The organism is Vreelandella sp. EE27 (genome assembly GCF_968206495.1).
Genome location: NZ_OZ309109.1, coordinates 1,639,771 through 1,655,431 on the forward strand (window position 1 = coordinate 1,639,771; position 15,661 = coordinate 1,655,431).

The 15,661-nt window shown below is 61.1% G+C and carries 14 protein-coding genes and 2 tRNA genes; 9 read left to right on the forward strand and 7 right to left on the reverse strand.

From position 1 onward, the window contains the following. The first annotated feature begins 14 nt into the window (after window positions 1-14). Complete coding sequence (locus ACWHVV_RS07935) at window positions 15-1,340, forward strand: MATE family efflux transporter (RefSeq protein WP_447929127.1); 1,326 nt, start codon at window positions 15-17, stop codon at window positions 1,338-1,340. On the opposite strand, the gene ACWHVV_RS07940 is transcribed toward ACWHVV_RS07935, so the two are convergent. Together ACWHVV_RS07940 and ACWHVV_RS07945 are read right to left on the reverse strand one after the other, a co-directional pair. After that, window positions 1,303-2,784 carry an NCS2 family permease gene (locus ACWHVV_RS07940; protein WP_447928852.1) on the reverse strand — a complete coding sequence of 494 codons (1,482 nt, stop codon included), beginning with the start codon at window positions 2,782-2,784 and terminating at the stop codon, window positions 1,303-1,305. The genes ACWHVV_RS07935 and ACWHVV_RS07940 overlap by 38 nt on opposite strands. A gap of 127 nt (window positions 2,785-2,911) precedes the next feature. Continuing rightward, window positions 2,912-4,102, reverse strand: a complete 1,191-nt coding sequence (locus tag ACWHVV_RS07945) for an amino acid aminotransferase (RefSeq protein ID WP_447928853.1) — start codon at window positions 4,100-4,102, stop codon at window positions 2,912-2,914. Between the two features lie 277 nt (window positions 4,103-4,379). On the opposite strand from ACWHVV_RS07945, the gene ACWHVV_RS07950 reads away from it, so the two are divergent. The 3 genes from ACWHVV_RS07950 to dcd all read left to right on the forward strand — a co-directional run bounded on the left by ACWHVV_RS07950 (window position 4,380) and on the right by dcd (window position 7,146). Continuing rightward, window positions 4,380-5,609 (forward strand): kinesin, encoded by a 1,230-nt coding sequence (locus tag ACWHVV_RS07950; RefSeq protein ID WP_447928854.1) that lies wholly within the window; start codon window positions 4,380-4,382, stop codon window positions 5,607-5,609. A 145-nt stretch (window positions 5,610-5,754) separates the two neighbouring features. After that, complete coding sequence (gene apbC / locus ACWHVV_RS07955) at window positions 5,755-6,570, forward strand: iron-sulfur cluster carrier protein ApbC (RefSeq protein WP_447928855.1); 816 nt, start codon at window positions 5,755-5,757, stop codon at window positions 6,568-6,570. 9 nt (window positions 6,571-6,579) lie between these two features. Then, window positions 6,580-7,146 (forward strand): dCTP deaminase, encoded by a 567-nt coding sequence (dcd, locus tag ACWHVV_RS07960; RefSeq protein WP_447528568.1) that lies wholly within the window; start codon window positions 6,580-6,582, stop codon window positions 7,144-7,146. A 60-nt stretch (window positions 7,147-7,206) separates the two neighbouring features. Here dcd and purN read toward each other — a convergent pair whose 3' ends face one another. Beyond that, the gene (purN, locus tag ACWHVV_RS07965; RefSeq protein ID WP_447929128.1) at window positions 7,207-7,902 is read right to left on the reverse strand and encodes a phosphoribosylglycinamide formyltransferase; all 696 of its coding nucleotides are present in this window, start codon (window positions 7,900-7,902) and stop codon (window positions 7,207-7,209) included. A gap of 35 nt (window positions 7,903-7,937) precedes the next feature. Further along, window positions 7,938-9,020 (reverse strand): phosphoribosylformylglycinamidine cyclo-ligase, encoded by a 1,083-nt coding sequence (gene purM / locus ACWHVV_RS07970; RefSeq protein WP_447928856.1) that lies wholly within the window; start codon window positions 9,018-9,020, stop codon window positions 7,938-7,940. Window positions 9,021-9,215: 195 nt separating this feature from the next. On the opposite strand from purM, the gene ACWHVV_RS07975 reads away from it, so the two are divergent. The 3 genes from ACWHVV_RS07975 to ACWHVV_RS07985 all read left to right on the forward strand — a co-directional run bounded on the left by ACWHVV_RS07975 (window position 9,216) and on the right by ACWHVV_RS07985 (window position 12,709). Continuing rightward, window positions 9,216-10,325 (forward strand): AI-2E family transporter, encoded by a 1,110-nt coding sequence (locus ACWHVV_RS07975; protein WP_447928857.1) that lies wholly within the window; start codon window positions 9,216-9,218, stop codon window positions 10,323-10,325. After that, on the forward strand, window positions 10,322-11,026 hold the full coding sequence (gene hda / locus ACWHVV_RS07980; protein ID WP_447928858.1) for a DnaA regulatory inactivator Hda: 705 nt from the start codon (window positions 10,322-10,324) through the stop codon (window positions 11,024-11,026). Before ACWHVV_RS07975 ends, hda begins: the two co-directional genes overlap by 4 nt. Before the next feature lie 306 nt (window positions 11,027-11,332). Further along, window positions 11,333-12,709, forward strand: coding sequence for a class II fumarate hydratase (locus ACWHVV_RS07985; RefSeq protein ID WP_447928859.1), 1,377 nt, complete (start codon window positions 11,333-11,335; stop codon window positions 12,707-12,709). A gap of 16 nt (window positions 12,710-12,725) precedes the next feature. On the opposite strand, the gene ACWHVV_RS07990 is transcribed toward ACWHVV_RS07985, so the two are convergent. Beyond that, on the reverse strand, window positions 12,726-13,796 hold the full coding sequence (locus ACWHVV_RS07990; protein WP_447928860.1) for an endonuclease/exonuclease/phosphatase family protein: 1,071 nt from the start codon (window positions 13,794-13,796) through the stop codon (window positions 12,726-12,728). A 170-nt stretch (window positions 13,797-13,966) separates the two neighbouring features. On the opposite strand from ACWHVV_RS07990, the gene ACWHVV_RS07995 reads away from it, so the two are divergent. After that, window positions 13,967-14,043 (forward strand) — tRNA-Val (locus ACWHVV_RS07995). A 24-nt stretch (window positions 14,044-14,067) separates the two neighbouring features. Next, window positions 14,068-14,144, forward strand: a tRNA-Val gene (locus tag ACWHVV_RS08000). 65 nt (window positions 14,145-14,209) lie between these two features. On the opposite strand, the gene ACWHVV_RS08005 is transcribed toward ACWHVV_RS08000, so the two are convergent. Beyond that, on the reverse strand, window positions 14,210-14,689 hold the full coding sequence (locus ACWHVV_RS08005) for a GAF domain-containing protein (protein WP_447928861.1): 480 nt from the start codon (window positions 14,687-14,689) through the stop codon (window positions 14,210-14,212). 94 nt (window positions 14,690-14,783) lie between these two features. Beyond that, complete coding sequence (locus ACWHVV_RS08010) at window positions 14,784-15,578, reverse strand: MetQ/NlpA family ABC transporter substrate-binding protein (protein WP_447928862.1); 795 nt, start codon at window positions 15,576-15,578, stop codon at window positions 14,784-14,786. Between the last annotated feature and the right edge of the window lie 83 nt (window positions 15,579-15,661).

Sequence of the window (15,661 nt, forward strand, 5' to 3'; positions counted from 1 at the left end):
AGCAAACCTGGCCCATGGCGATCGGGGTACTCGCGCTACTCGGCTTTCAGCTGGTGGACAGCGCCTTTATCGCCCGTTTGGGTACCGCGCCCTTGGCTGCTCAGTCGTTTACGTTTCCGCTCTCTTTTTTGATCATTGGCGTACAGGTGGGCATGGGGATTGCCATCGCGGCGCTGGTCTCCCGGGCGCTAGGGGCCGGTGAAAACCTGCGCGCCAAGCGGCTGGCAAGCCTGGTGCTTCTGGCCGGCGGCGGGGTGATCGGCGTGCTGGTCATCGCGCTGTGGCTTTTTCAGACCCCGATTTTTTCGCTGCTCGGCGCCGATGACACCACGCTTGGCTATATACACACCTACTGGGGACCCCAGCTCTTCTCGGCCTGGCTGGCGGCGATTTTGTATTTTATTTATAGCCTGTTCCGCGCCCACGGCGATACCCGGCTGCCGGGGTCGGTCATGGTGCTGACCAGTGCGATCAACCTGGCACTCGACCCCTTGCTGATCTTTGGGTTCGGCTCTTGGGAGGGATTGGGGCTGCCGGGCGCCGCCTGGGCGAGCGTGGTCGCCTTCGGTGTGGGGCTGCTGGTCACCGGGCGCAAGCTGCTTGGCAATCAGTGGCTCGCTTTCGAGGGGTTCTACTCGGAAGCGCGACGCTCCGGCCGCGGCTTTGCCGGTATTGCCGGGCCCGCGATGGTCAGTCAGCTCATGCCGCCACTGGCCGCCATGCTGGCTATTTCCGCCGTGGCCGGGCTCGGCGAGGTCCAGGTGGCTGCCTGGGGGCTTGCCAGCCGCCTGGAGACCGTGTCGCTGATGGTCATACTCGCCATGACCATGTCGCTGCCGCCCTGGCTTGGGCGCTGTTACGGTGCCGGTGACTGGGGCCAAATTCATCAGTTGATGCGCCTGGCGCTCAAGGTTGCGGTGGTGTGGCAGCTCGTGCTGGGCGGGGTGCTGGCCCTGGCCGCGCCCTGGGTGGCCGCGGCGCTGGCGGGCAGTGTCGAGGTGCGCGAGGCGCTGACGCTGTTGATTCGGTTCATGCTGCCAAGCTACGCGCTGCTTGGGGTGTGCATGCTGGTCGTCTCGGCGGGCAACGCGCTGGGCTGGCCACTTCGTGCGATGCTCTTGTCCAGCGCCCGGCTTTTCTTGTTCTACCTGCCGTGCTTGTGGGTCGGGGCGCTGCTGTTTGGCTGGACCGGGCTTGCCGCCGGCGCGGCGATGGGCAACGTGCTTGCCGGCCTCGCCGCCTGGTACGTGCTGCGTCGTATTTTATCCCGCCCGCATCGCCAGGCGGGGGAGGCGGACGCTGCTAGCGACGCGGCGCCTGTTGAAGCGCGAAGTACATGAACAGCAGCGCCATGGCGAGATAGCCCAAAACGAAATCCGGCGCGGCGTTCAAGGCAAGCTTTGGCGCGTGCATCAGGCCGACGAAGGAGAACCCGGCGGCCACCAGCGCAAACACCGCCGCCTTGCGAAACCGGTGGTCGATGGCGCAGACCGTCATTGCGCCGAGCAAAATGGCCATGAACATCGCGCCCTGGCCCATCCCCACGATGGCGGGTGAGATACCACTGACCACGTCTTCGGCGCCGCGATTGAAGCGGGTCGAGACGTAGTTGGCGAAATAGGGCAGCATGGCAAGCGCCACCGCCGGGTAGTAGCGGGTGTCGTTGGCCTGAAAGGCGGTGGCGATCATCGAGATCCCCACGAACACCAGAATGGGGGCGACGACCGAGACGGGGATGATGGCCGCGAGTGCCGCGATCAGCCCAAGCATGGTCGCCAACGCGTACACCGCGCCGTTGGCGATGCTGTAGCCGCGGCCCGCGCCCATCCACTTGGCGCCCACGGTGGCGATGTAGACCGTGGTCGGAAACACGCCGCCGAATAGCGCGCCGATCATCGTACCCGCGCCGTCCACCGCCTGGCACTCGCGGACATCGTACCTGTCGCCGGCGGCCTCCATCGCCTCGACGTTGTTCATCGTTTCGATCGCGTTATAGAGCGTGATGGGCAGCACGACGGTCAATACCGCCAGCATGGTGCTAAACAAAAGGCCAAGCCCTTCCCACCAGGCGGTATTGGGCAGCAGCGGATAAAAGCCCAGGTGGGTAAAGGCATCGCTGAAGCGCTCGCCGCCGGCATCACCGATCAGGTAGGCCATCGCCGTGCCCAGCACGATGGCGAACAGCGAGGTAGGCAGTTTGAACGGCATACTCACCCGCGCGATCAGCCCGACGATGGTAATGCACAGTACCAGTAGGCCGATTATTGGCATTTCGAGGGTTTTAAATAGCATCTCACCGGCGATGAAGGTCAGCGCCACCCCGGCCACCGCGCCCAGCATGGCCGCCCGCGGTAAGTGGTGCTGAACGAAACGGCCCACCAGGCTCACCAGCGCTTCGATCGCCCCGCTGATAAAGCAGGCCGCGACAGCCACCTTCCAGGCAAGTTCGGCGTCGCCGGTCAGTTGCTTGGCGGGCAGCAAAACGCCGAAGAGAAAAACGAACATGACCGGCGTCGAGATGCCGTAGGAGAGGGCAGTGACGTCGCTGCGCTGCTCCTTGTGCGCCAATCGCGCAGCACTCCAGGCGTAGTAGAAGTTACCCACCATGACCGCCACCGCCGCACCGGGCAGCACCTGGCCGTAGACGATCTCGGCGGGAAAGCCCATTCCCAGCATGGTGATCGCGATGATCACGAAGTTGGCGATATTGTTTTGGAAAAGCGCGAAAAACGCGTCGGTATCTGCTTTTTTATACCAGGGGTAGCGAAAGCCGGTGGCCGCCATGAAAAGCCTCGAGAGTGAGTGCAGGCGCTCGAATGATGTCGGGCGCTGCTTGACTAATCGGTCAGGTTTATACTGACTGAAACAAAAGCGCCCAGACAAAATGTCTGGGCGCTTGAGGGATGCCGGTTTACTCGTTAACGGCGGCGATCGCCTTGGCGAGATAGGGCAGGTTTTGCTGGGAGAACCCGGCCACGTTGGCCCGGCCCGAGCGCACCATGTAGATGCCAAACTCGTCGCGCAGGCGGTCTACCTGCTCCGGCGTCAGACCCGTATAGGAGAACATGCCGCGCTGCTCGGCAACGCAAGCGTATTTATCGGAAAGCCCGTAGGGCTTGAGTGCCTCGACGAAATCGCGGCGTAGCGTATTGATACGATCGCGCATTTCGGTTAACTCCTCGTGCCACATCGCCTTGAGTTCGGAATCGAGCAGGATCTCGCTGACGATGGCGCCGCCGTGGGCCGGCGGGTTGGAGTAGTTCTCGCGGGCGACGATAGCGATCTGCGAGCGCACGTTCTCCATTTGCTCGGCGTTTTTCGCCACCATGATCAGCGCGCCGGTACGCTCGCAGTAGATGCCGAAGTTCTTCGAGCAGGAGCTGGTGATCATGACTTCGTCGAGGTTTTCCGCCAGCAGGCGAACCCCGTAGGCATCTTCTTCGAGGCCTTCACCAAAACCCTGGTAGGCGAAGTCGACCAGCGGCAGCAAGTTGCGCTCCTTGAGTACCTCGAGGACTTCCTGCCACTGCGCCTGGGATAGATCGAAGCCGGTCGGGTTGTGACAGCAAGCGTGCAGCACCACGACGTCGCCCTCCGGGATCTTGTTCAGCGCCCCGATCATACCCTCGAAGTCCAACCGGTTGTCCGGGTCGACGTAGGGGTATTTGTGAAGCTCAATACCCGCCGAGGTGAAAATGCCGTGGTGGTTCGGCCAGGTCGGATCGCTTACCCAGATGCCCTTGCCCGGCATTTGGCTGGCGATGAAGTCTGCCGCCAGGCGCAGTGCGCCGGTGCCGCCGGGAGACTGGGTGACGCTTGCCCGATTATCGCTCAGCACGTTCGAGCCTTCACCGAGCACGATCGGCAGTACGGCCTGGGCGTAGGCCGGAGCGCCATGAGAGCCGATGTAGGTCTTGGTGGTTTCGTTATTGAGCAGACGAGCCTCTGCTTCCTTGACGGCGCGCATGACCGGCGTCGTGCCTTTGGCATCGCGGTAAACGCCCACGCCCAAGTCCACTTTCTGTGGGTTGGTGTCTTTTTTGAAAGCCTCGATCAGTCCAAGAATGGCATCTCCCGGGACCCGCTCAATATGCTCGAACATTTAAGTGACTACCTCTTTAGCGATGACAAAAAACAGCAGCGCTTCATGATGCCATCGTGCTCGGTGAACTGCCACACCGGCGGCGCGGTAATCGCGAAAAGAGTGAGGTTTTAACGTGTTAGCGCTACTCACCTTGGTCATAAACGGTTTGCAGAGCCAGGCGTACCCCTGGTGGGGTCGGTCGATCGTTGAAGGGCGATTGGCGGGAATTACTGGCGCGAGGCGGGCAAGTTAACTACTTTTTTGAATATAAACAAATTATTCAGGGACGTATTACATGGCAGACGATAACCAGCTGGACCACCAGGACCATGAACAGGAACCCGCGCGCAAGCTCAGCACCGGGGCACTCTTCAAGGACAATCGCGTTCGGGCCATTGCCGGTATCGCCGCCATCGCGGTGGTGTGGGCGATCATGGCGCAGTCCAATGCCGGTACCCACCGCGACCGTATCGACACGCTCGAAAGTGAGCTTGCCGCCACCGAGCAGCAAAACCGCCGACTGAGCCAGCGGGTCGACGAGATCGAGCAGGCTGAAACCGACCTGAACGCCATGCGTGAAGAAGCGCAGGCACTTCAGCAGCGCCAAACCGAGGCTCAGGCCGAGCTCGAGGAAGCCGAGCAGCAGGTAAGCGAAACCCAGTCCCGCCTCGAGGAGCTGCAAAGCCAGCGAGATACGCTTCAGGAAGAGGTCGATAGCCTTGAAGAAGAGCTCGAAAACGCCGAGAGCAATATGCAGTCGCTGCGTGAGGAACGCGACGCCGCTGTAAACGAGCGCGATGAAGCCCAGTCGACGCTGGATCAGATTGAGCAGGCGCGGGAAAGTGCCGAAGAGGCCCGTCAGGAAGCCGAAAGCGCCCGCCAGGAAGCCGAAGAACAGCGCCAACAAGCCCTCGACGAGCAGAACGAGGCCCAGCAAGAGCTGGAAGCCCTGGAGTCTCAGGTCAGCGAGGCCAACGAGCGTATAGCAAGCCTGGAAGAGGAGGTCGAAAGCGGCCAGCAAGCCCTCGAGCAGCTTGAAAGCGAACGCGAAAGCGCTTCTAGTGAGCGCGACGAACTGCAGTCGGAAATCGATTCGCTCAGCGAACAGCGTGAGCAGGAAGAGCAAAGCCTGACCCAGGTACGCTCGGAAATGGACGATCTCATGGTTGCCCTCGATATGGGGCGCGAAGAGCTTGCCAGTGTCGAAGAAGACGTCGAAACCCGCGAAGAGCAGCTACAGCGCTTGGAAAGCCAGTTAAGCGAGTGGCGCAACGAGCTTTCCGCGCTGGATTCGCGTTTGGGTGAAGTAGACGACGCGGCGGAAGACGACGTGCCCAATCTGGCGCCAAACGAAGACGGCCAGCAGAACCCGAATAGCCAAAGCCAGAACCAGCAGAACCAGAGCGAGCAGGGCCAAGACGAGCAGGGCCAGCAGGGCGCCTCCGGCCAGCAAGGCGGTGAAGAAAGCGAGGAGGCCGCCGAGCAGCAAGACGACGAGCAGAGCGCTAGTCAGCAAAACAACTGATCGATGACGGGCTCGTAACAGCGGGTTCGTCCCGTCAGGTCTTAGCGCTATAAAGCGGGTACGGCTAGCGGCCGTATCCGCTTTTTCGTGTTTCGAGTTTATGAACGCGGCCCCAGCGCGTATGATTTAGTCATCGAAACGCTATATGAAGGAGCGTCCAATGGAAGGCATCAAGCATATCGTCGCGGTAGCATCCGGTAAGGGCGGCGTGGGCAAATCGACCGTCACCGTCAACTTGGCGCTGGCGCTTTCCGCCCAGGGCTACCGCGTGGGCGTTCTCGACGCGGATATCTACGGCCCGAGCCAGGCCCAAATGCTCGGCGTCAAAGAGGGTACGCGCCCCGAGCCCGCGGGCGAAAACGCTTTCAAACCCTTGGAGGCCCATGGTCTCAAGGCGATGTCGATGGCCTTTTTGGTCAATAGCCGCGATGCCATGGCGTGGCGTGGCCCGATGGTCGTGGGCGCTTTCCAGCAGATGCTCAACCAAACCCAGTGGGGCGAGCTCGATTTTCTGCTGATCGACATGCCACCGGGCACGGGTGACATCCAGCTGACGCTTGCCCAAAAAGTGCCGGTATCCGGTGCGGTCATCGTGACGACCCCCCAGGATATCGCGCTGCTCGACGCGCGTAAGGGCATCGAGATGTTTCGTAAGGTCAACGTGCCGGTGGTGGGCGTGGTCGAAAACATGAGCCTTTACACGTGTGAAAAATGCGGCCACGAGGCGGCGGTGTTCGGTACCGGCGGCGGCGAGCGTATTGCCAGCGAGTACAACACCGAGCTGCTCGGCCGTTTGCCGCTGACGCTTTCCATTCGCGAGCACGCTGATTCCGGCGCGCCAAGCGTTGTCGCCGACCCCGAAAGCTCCGAAAGCCAGGCCTTTGCCGATATTGCCCGCCAGGTGGCAGGCACCGTCATGGGAACGCGTCAAGACGGTCCCACGATTTCCTTTAGTGAGTGATAAGCAAGAATGAGTATTCAGTCTGATAAGTGGATTCGCCGCATGGCGCAAAACAACGCCATGATCGAGCCGTTCGAGCCCGGCCAGGTGCGTCATGTCAACGATCAAAAGGTCATCTCTTACGGCACGTCGAGCTACGGCTACGACGTGCGCTGCTCGAACGAGTTCAAGGTGTTCACCAATATCCATTCGGCGATCGTCGACCCCAAGGCGTTCGATGATAAAAGCTTCGTCGATGTGAAGGGCGATGTCTGCATCATCCCACCGAACTCCTTCGCGCTTGCGCGCACCGTGGAGTACTTTCGTATTCCGCGTAACGTGCTGACGATTTGTCTGGGCAAATCCACCTACGCACGCTGCGGTATCATCGTCAACGTGACGCCGCTCGAGCCGGAGTGGGAAGGCCACGTGACGCTGGAGTTTTCCAACACCACCAACCTTCCCGCCAAGATCTACGCCCACGAAGGCGTGGCGCAAATGCTCTTTCTCGGCGCCGATGAGGAGTGCGAAACCTCTTACAAGGACCGCGGCGGCAAGTACATGGGCCAGCGCGGGGTTACGCTCCCGCGGACTTGAGCGGTTGGATCAAAAAAAGCGCGCCCTGGGGGCGCGCTTTTTCGTGGGCAGGTATTAGCGCTAAACGTCCTCGTCCAGCTCTTCTGCCGCGTCGTCGTGGGAAAGACGCATGCCGTGCGCCGGCAAGGTGTGTCCGTCCATGGCGACCTTGTCGTCCTTGAACTGAAGCCGGCCTTGCAGGAACCACTGTACCGCGATGGGGTAGATCAAGTGCTCCCGGGCGTGCACTTTCTCTTTCAGGCTCTCTTCGCTGTCGCCTTGCTCGACCCGGCACTCGGCCTGCAGCACGACCGGGCCGCCGTCGAGCTCCTCGGTGACGAAGTGCACGCTGCAGCCGTGCTGGGTGACGCCGTCGGCCAGCGCCCGGGAGTGGGTGTTGAGCCCCTGGTAGGCGGGCAGCAGCGACGGATGAATGTTGAGCATCCTGCCCAGGTAGCGCTGTACGAAGCGCGGGGTCAGGATGCGCATAAAGCCCGCCAGCACGATCAGGTCAGGCTCGTGGCGCTCGATCACCTTGATCAGCGCGCCGTCGTAGGCGTCGCGACTTTCGTACTCGCGGTGGGGCAGCGCGACCGCTTCGATCCCCGCTTCGTGGGCCCGCTTGAGCCCGTAAGCGCCGGGCTCGTTGGAGATCACCGCGGCGATCTCGCCACCCAGGCGATCATGGCTTTGCGCTTCGATGAGTGCGGCCAGGTTGCTGCCGCTACCCGAAATCAGCACCACGATACGGCGCTGATCCACCGGTTCCGGCGTCATGTCGTTTAACGTATCACTTGCGTATTCGTCACTGCTCACTGCGTGGTTTCTCCCGAGGCCAGGTTTTCCAGCAACACCGCTTCGGCGTCGCGCTTGACGATATCGCCAATACGGTAAACGGTCTCACCCTGTTTCTGCAGATAGGCCTGCGCTTCGTCGGCCTGGGCGCTGGGCACGACCACTACCATGCCGATACCGCAGTTCAGCACCCGGTGCATTTCGGCTTCGCTGACGTTGCCCTTGGCCTGCAGCCAGTTGAAAACGGCCGGGCGCTGCCAGGTGCTGACATCGACCCGCGCGGCCAGGTCATCGGGCAGGACGCGGGGAATGTTCTCGGACAGGCCGCCGCCGGTGATGTGCGAAAGCGCGTGAACAGCAAGGCCGGTATCGCGCAGCAGAGACAGAAGCGGCTTCACGTAGATGCGCGTGGGCGCCATCAGCGCATCGCCAAGCGGTGCGCCGTCGATGGTTTCATCCAACGAGGCGCCGCTGACCTCGAGGATTTTACGAATCAGCGAGTAGCCATTGGAGTGCGGACCGGAGGAGGCCAGGCCCAGCAGCACGTCGCCTTCGCCGACCTTGCTACCGTCGAGGATGTCGGCCTTTTCGGCCACGCCTACGCAAAAGCCGGCCAGGTCGTAGTCGCTGCCTTCGTACATGCCGGGCATTTCCGCGGTTTCTCCGCCGACCAGCGCGCAGCCCGCCTGCTCGCAGCCAGTGCCGATCCCGGTCACCACGTCGGCGGCGATATCGACATCGAGCTTGCCGGTGGCGTAGTAGTCGAGAAACAGAAACGGTTCGGCCCCGGCCACGACCAGGTCGTTGACGCACATGGCCACCAGGTCGATACCGATGGTGTCGTGCTTACCAAGCTCCATTGCCAGCCTGAGCTTGGTGCCTACCCCATCGGTACCGGTGACCAGCACCGGCTGGTGATAGCCCGCCGGAAGCTCGGCAAGCGCGCCGAAACCACCCAGCCCGCCCATCACTTCCGGGCGTGTCGTGCGCTTGGCTACGTGCTTGATACGTTCAACCAAGGCGTTACCGGCATCGATATCGACCCCGGCATCTTTATAGCTAAGTGAAGGGGAAGCCTGAGAAGGGGTCGTCTTGGTCATGACAGGTCCTTTAGAGCCTATAGCGGTACAGGATAGGATGGCGCGGAGCCGGTGCTGGCAAATAAACGGGCGGATTGTATCATTTGGTACCGCAGGCCGCATTGCCGTGTCGAGTTATAGGCCAAGACACGTTACCTTATTAAGTCAACATGGCCTTTGTGGGCACGCGGCAACGACTTCGGAGGAAAAAATTCCATGCGCAACTCCTGGTGGGGCGCTCTTTGTTTGATACTGCTGGTGGGCCTGGTCTACCTGCTGGACTCCGTTTTGATGCCGTTCATCGCCGGGATGATTCTGGCGTACCTGGTCGACCCTCTCGCCAATCGGCTTCAGCGCTGGGGGATGAAGCGCCCGCTAGCCGTGGCCAGCGTATTCGTAGTGCTCCTGTTGATCTTCGCCGTGGCGCTTTTGATTTTGATACCGCTGATCGTCTCTCAGCTCAAACAGCTCGGTGAGGCGTTGCCGGGTATCTTTAGCTGGGTAGAGAGCCGGCTAGCCCCGCAGGTGCTGGAATGGACCGGCTACGACGTGCGCGCCGAGCTTGGCAACGTGCAGGCAACTCTTGCCGACAACTGGCGCGACGCCGGCGGCTACCTGGCCCAGGCGCTGGGTCAGATCGGCCGCTCCGGTGCCGCCTTCATCACCTGGGTGACCTACGTGGCGCTGATTCCGGTCGTAACCTTCTACTTGCTGCTCGATTGGGACCGGTTGATCGCCAATATCGCCGACTTGGTACCGCGTCACTGGTTAAGCGATGCGACGCGCCTGGCGAAACGCTGCGACGAGGTTTTGTCCGCTTTTTTACGCGGCCAGCTTTTGGTCATGCTCTGTCTGGGGATCATGTACGCCGTGGGGCTGACGCTGATGGGGCTCAACTTTGGCCTTCTGATCGGCGTGGTATCGGGGCTTGTCAGCATCGTGCCTTTTCTTGGGTTCATCGTGGGGATGGGCGTGGCGCTGGTGGTCGCGTTTTTCCAATTCGATACCTGGTGGGGCCTGGTGGGCGTTTTGGGGGTGTTCAGCGTGGGCCAGGTGGCCGAAAGCATCGTCTTACAGCCCAAGCTTCTGGGCGATAAAATAGGCCTGCATCCGGTGGCGGTGATTTTCGCCGTACTGGCCGGGGGCAGTCTTTTTGGGCTGACTGGCGTACTATTGGCGCTTCCAGCCGCGGCGGTCATCATGGTGCTTTTGCGCGAGGTGATCGAGCGCTACAAGAAAAGCGAGCTTTACAGTGACGTTGATGGCCCGCTTGCCAGAAGGCCGCTTCACCAGCTCGACCATAAAAGGGATAGGGAGAATCCATGAGCAGAGTACCGGCTCAGCTGCCGTTAGGCGTCGGGCTGCGCGATGACGCCACGTTTAGCAACTACTTTGCCTCGAGTGCCAATGCCTCGCTATTAACGTCGCTCACCCGCCAGCTGGAACCGGACGCCGAGCCGTTTCTCTACCTTTGGGGGGCGCCGGGCAGCGGGCGTAGCCATCTGCTACAGGCCGCCTGCCACGCGGCCTCGGATAACGACAAGCGCGCGCTTTATCTACCGCTGGAGGATTTGGGGCACTTTCCACCGCTGATGCTCGAGGATATCGAGCGTCTGGATTTGGTGGCCATCGACGACCTGGAGTGTGTGGTTGGCCGAAAGCGCTGGGAGGAGGCGCTGTTTCACGCGTTCAACCGACTGCGCGACGCGAACAAGGGGTTGATCATTGCCGCGAGCGCCCCGCCGCGCCAGCTCAACGTGGCCCTTTCGGATCTGGCCTCCCGGCTTAGCTTCGGCGTGACATACCATTTGCCGCCGCTCGACGATGCCGACCGCCTCGAGGCGTTGAAACTGCGCGCCAAGGCGCGGGGGCTCGAGCTCCCCGACGACGTGGCCCGCTATATCCTGCATCGCGGCCCTCGCGAGCTTGGCGAGCTCTGCGCGGCGCTGGATACGCTTGATCAGGCATCGCTTTCTGCCAAACGCAAGCTGACCATCCCCTTCGTCAAATCGGCGCTGGGCTGGTAGCCCCCGGCTTTGTCGAAAACGGCTTTGAGCCGTTTTGCTCCGCGGGCGGCGCGGCGTGCCTTGGCGCGTTCTCTTCTGTAAGTTTCTAACGCTTTTGCAAACGTCACGCCGAATGGAGGCGACCTGGTCCGGGTCGTCTTTGTCGCGTTCTATCGGTATGCGCTGACATATTGCGCCCCCGGCGTTGGCGGAGCGTTTTGTGCGGACAAGCAGGGCTTTATATTGTCGCGAGCCGCTACAGTGACTAGGGTGAAGGGTAGCCGCGCGAAACGCGCGCACATGGGTTGAACACAAAGGAGACGTTGTATGGAAACACGTATCGAGCGCGATAGCATGGGCGAACTCGAGGTGCCGGCGGGCGCCCTTTACGGCGCCCAGACCCAGCGGGCGATCAATAACTTTCCGGTATCGCATACGCCCATGCCCACGGCATTCGTGCACGCGGTCGCACGTATCAAGCTCGCCGCCGCGCGCAGTAACCTCGAACTTGGCCTGTTGGATAAAGCACGCGCCCAGGCGATCGAAAAAGCCGCGCAGGCGGTCATCGATGGTGAGCACGACGACCAGTTCCCGATCGATGTCTATCAGACCGGCTCGGGCACCTCGACCAATATGAACGTCAACGAAGTGCTGGCCACTCTTGCATCGAGAGAAGGGGTCGAGGTAACGCCCAATGACCACGTGAACATGGGGCAGTCGAGCAACGACGTGATCCCCAGCGCCATTCACGTGGCCGCCGCCATTGCCGTGAAAGAGTCGCTGCGCCCGGCGTTGGTGGCGCTTCGCGAGACCATCGACCAGCGCGCCGGTGAGCTAAAAGACGTGGTCAAAACCGGGCGTACCCACCTGATGGATGCCATGCCGCTGCGCATGGACCAGGAGCTGGGCGCCTGGTCAAGCCAGGTAGGGCAGGCGATCGAACGTTTCGACAGCGCCATGGAGCGCCTGCAGAGACTCGCCCAGGGGGGCACCGCGGTCGGTACCGGTATCAACGCCCCGCAAGGTTTTGCCGAAAAAGTGGCCAGCGACCTGAGTCGCCAAACCGGGCTCGCGTTTTCGCCCAACGACAGCTTCTTTGCCAGTCTCTCGGGCCAGGACGCCGCCGTGGAGCTTTCCGGCCAGCTCAAAGGGTTTGCGTGCGTGGTGATGAAGATCGCCAACGACCTGCGCTGGATGAACTCAGGGCCGCTGGCCGGGCTTGGCGAGATCGAGCTCGAGGCGCTGCAGCCGGGCAGCTCGATCATGCCGGGCAAGGTGAATCCGGTGATCCCCGAGTCCGCCGCTCAGGCCGCCGCTCAGGTCATTGGCCTGGACACCGCGATTACCGTGGCCGGCCAAAGCGGCAACTTCCAGCTCAACGTCATGTTGCCGCTGGTGGCCTCGAACCTGTTAAACGCGATCACGCTGATGAGCAATACGGCCGAGCTGCTCGGCAAGCGGGCCATCGCAACCTTCAAGGTGCGCGAAGATCACCTCAAGGAGCCGCTGGCGCGTAATCCCATACTCGTGACGGCGCTGAACAGCACGATTGGCTATAACGCTGCCGCTCAGGTGGCCAAGAAGGCCTATCAGGCCGGTCGGCCGATCATTGACGTGGCCGAAGAGGAGACCGACCTGGACCGCGCCACCCTGGAGCGCCTGCTCGACCCCACCGTGCTGACCCAAGGCGGCGTACCGGAGTAACCCATCGCAAGACGGATCAGCGCTCCTGCTTTTCCGTCTTGCCCTCGACGATGGTCTCGTCGGCTTCTTCACGCTCCTTTTCGCTTGCCTGTGGCGTTTCTTGCTCGTCTTTTTGCGAAGGGCAGTAGCAAAACGTCGCCAGAATGGGGAAGTGATCCGAGCCAAAGGCATCAAGGCGGCGCATGCCGACCAACGTAAAATGCTCGGTCACGAAGATATGATCCAGCGGCCAGCGTAAAAAGGGGTAGCTTGCGTGGAAGGTGCTGAACATGCCGCGGCCCCGGCGCGGGTCGAGCATGCCACCTACGCGGCAAAACCGGCGAGTGGTATGCGACCAGGCGACGTCGTTGAGATCCCCCGCCACCAGGGTCGGTTCGGGTTTTTCATGAATGCGTTCACCGACCCATAAAAGCTCGGCGTCCCGCCAGAGCGATTTATCGCTTTCGCTGGGGGCGGGTGGGCGCGGGTGTACCGCGTAAAAGCGGATTCTTGCGCCATTTTTTAGCGTCACATAGGTGTGGATCGACGGGATGTCCTCCTGAATCAGCCTTTTGACCTCTGTATCGGTCAGTTCCAGCCGCGAGTAGAGGTGCATGCCGTACAGGTTATCCAGCGGGATCTTGACGCTATAGGGCCACTGCTCGTCCAGTGCGGTGTCGAGCTGTACCTGCCACCACTGGTCGGATTCCAGGGTGAGTACGATATCCGGCTGGTGCGCCTCGATCATTTGAAAGAGCTTGCGCGTATTGTGATTGCTCGTCAGCACGTTCGCGACCAACAGCGTAACGGTTTGCTCCTCCGGCGGGCCGCCGGCGGCGTTGACCTCCACGGGCCAGATTTTCGTCCAGGGCAGAATGTAGCCCACCTGAACGACCAGCGCGCTAAACGAAAAGATACCCGACAGCGACCGCCAGGGCCCTGTGTCGAGAAAAAAGTAGACCGCCAGGGCGTTCAAAAGGGCCAGCAGGGCGATCTGGACGCGAGGGAATTCGAAGCTGCGAATGAACCACCAGCGAAGCGGTATATGAGGCATTAAAGTGGCAAGAACGAGCGCCACCGCCGTGCCAGCAAACAAGAACTCCAGCAAATCAACCCCCTTAACTCAGGATAAGAAACTCTTTGGGGTAAGCTTAGCTTTGTTGCGAAAGACGTGTCGATGTAAAAGAGAACTTTCTTTTCAACACCCTATGAAAATGTCACGAGGTAAAAAACTGGTTGCAATTACGCTGTGAAGAAGTAGAATACGCCCCGCACTGAAGGACCATAGCTCAGTTGGTTAGAGCGCCACGTTGACATCGTGGAGGTCGGCGGTTCAAATCCGCCTGGTCCTACCATTTTGCGTTAAAGTGCCTGCTTGAAGGACCATAGCTCAGTTGGTTAGAGCGCTACGTTGACATCGTAGAGGTCGGCGGTTCAAATCCGCCTGGTCCTACCAAATTTAAAAACGCCCCGGCCGAAAGGTCGGGGCGTTTTGCGTTGGGTCGCTTAGGTGATCAAGGCTTAAACCGCCGAGGTTTGAGCCGCAAGCGTGGTCTTGCGAATAAAGGTCGCTACCAGCGCCTCGATGCCCGCCTGGTCTTCCTGGCTAAAGCGGTTGAGCTCGGGGCTGTCGATGTCCAGAACGCCCCATGTCGCGCCGTCGACCACGATGGGCACGACCAGCTCCGACTGGGAGGCCGCGTCACAGGCAATGTGATCGGCAACGGCGTGTACGTCGTCTACCCGTTGGGTGGTTTGGGTGCGCGCTGCGGCCCCGCAAACGCCTTTGCTAAAGGGAATCGGGTTGCAGGCGGGGTTGCCCTGGAACGGCCCCAGATGCAGCACCTGGGGCTCGCGTTGAAGGTAAAAGCCGACCCAGTTGAGCGAACCCAGCGACTGCATGATGAACGCGCTGGTTTGGGCGCTGTTGGTCAGCCAGTCTGAGGTGTCCAGCAGGGCGTCGAGCTGGCGGTTCAGTAGGGCGTAGTCTACGTAAGCCATGTCATTTTCCTTATAAACGAGCAGGCCGGCCTTGCGGCCGGCCCTTGTGCATTCAAAGCACGCCAAACGAGGCGTTGGGTAGTTTGCCTTGGAGTTACTCGATCCAGCCCGGCACGGCGCCGCCCTGGAAGAGCTCTTCGGCTTTTTCGATGACTTCGTCGCGCTGGTAGGCGTCGACCATTTGACGAATCTCTTCGCGCTCTTCGTCGCCGCTACGCACCGCAATCAGGTTGACGTAAGGGGACTCTGCGCCTTCTCGCACCAGCGCATCCTCCAGGCTCAGGCCGGCCGGCTGGGCGAAGGTGTTGTTGATGAACGCCATGTCCACGTCCGGCAGTACGCGCGGCAGCTGCGCGGCTTCGATTTCGCGAAAGCGGAAGTTGCGTGGGTTTTCGGCGATGTCGATCGGCGTGGCTTCGAGATTCTCCGGGTCGTTGAGTGTGATCAACCCTTCGTTGTGCATCAGAATCAGCGAACGGCCTTCGTTGGTCGGGTCGTTGGGCAGGGCGATCTGCGCGCCGTCCGGAAGATCGTCGATGCTGTCGAATTTTTCCGAGTAGGCGCCGATCGGGTAAACGAAGGTGTAGCCGGCAACCGTTAGGTCGTAGCCGCGATCGTTGTTCATCGTTTCGAGATAGGGCGCGTGCTGATACGCGTTGGCGTCGAGGCTGCCGTCGGCAAGGGCGGCGTTAGGCGTCACGTAGTCCGTGAACTCGATGATCTCGACGTCCAGGTTGTACTCATCCTTTGCGATGCGTGCGGCGACTTCCATCACCTCGGTTTCCGGGCCGGCCACGGTGCCCATTTTGATGCTGCGGGCTTCCTGGGCGTTGGCCACGTTAACGGCCAGGGCCAAAGCGGTCAGTCCGGTGAGTAGCTGTTTTTTCATGCGAGTTCTCCTGTAAGCGAATCTTGACGATATTATAGCAATAAAAAAGCCGCGCATAATTCTTTCAGGTTATATGGCCGATA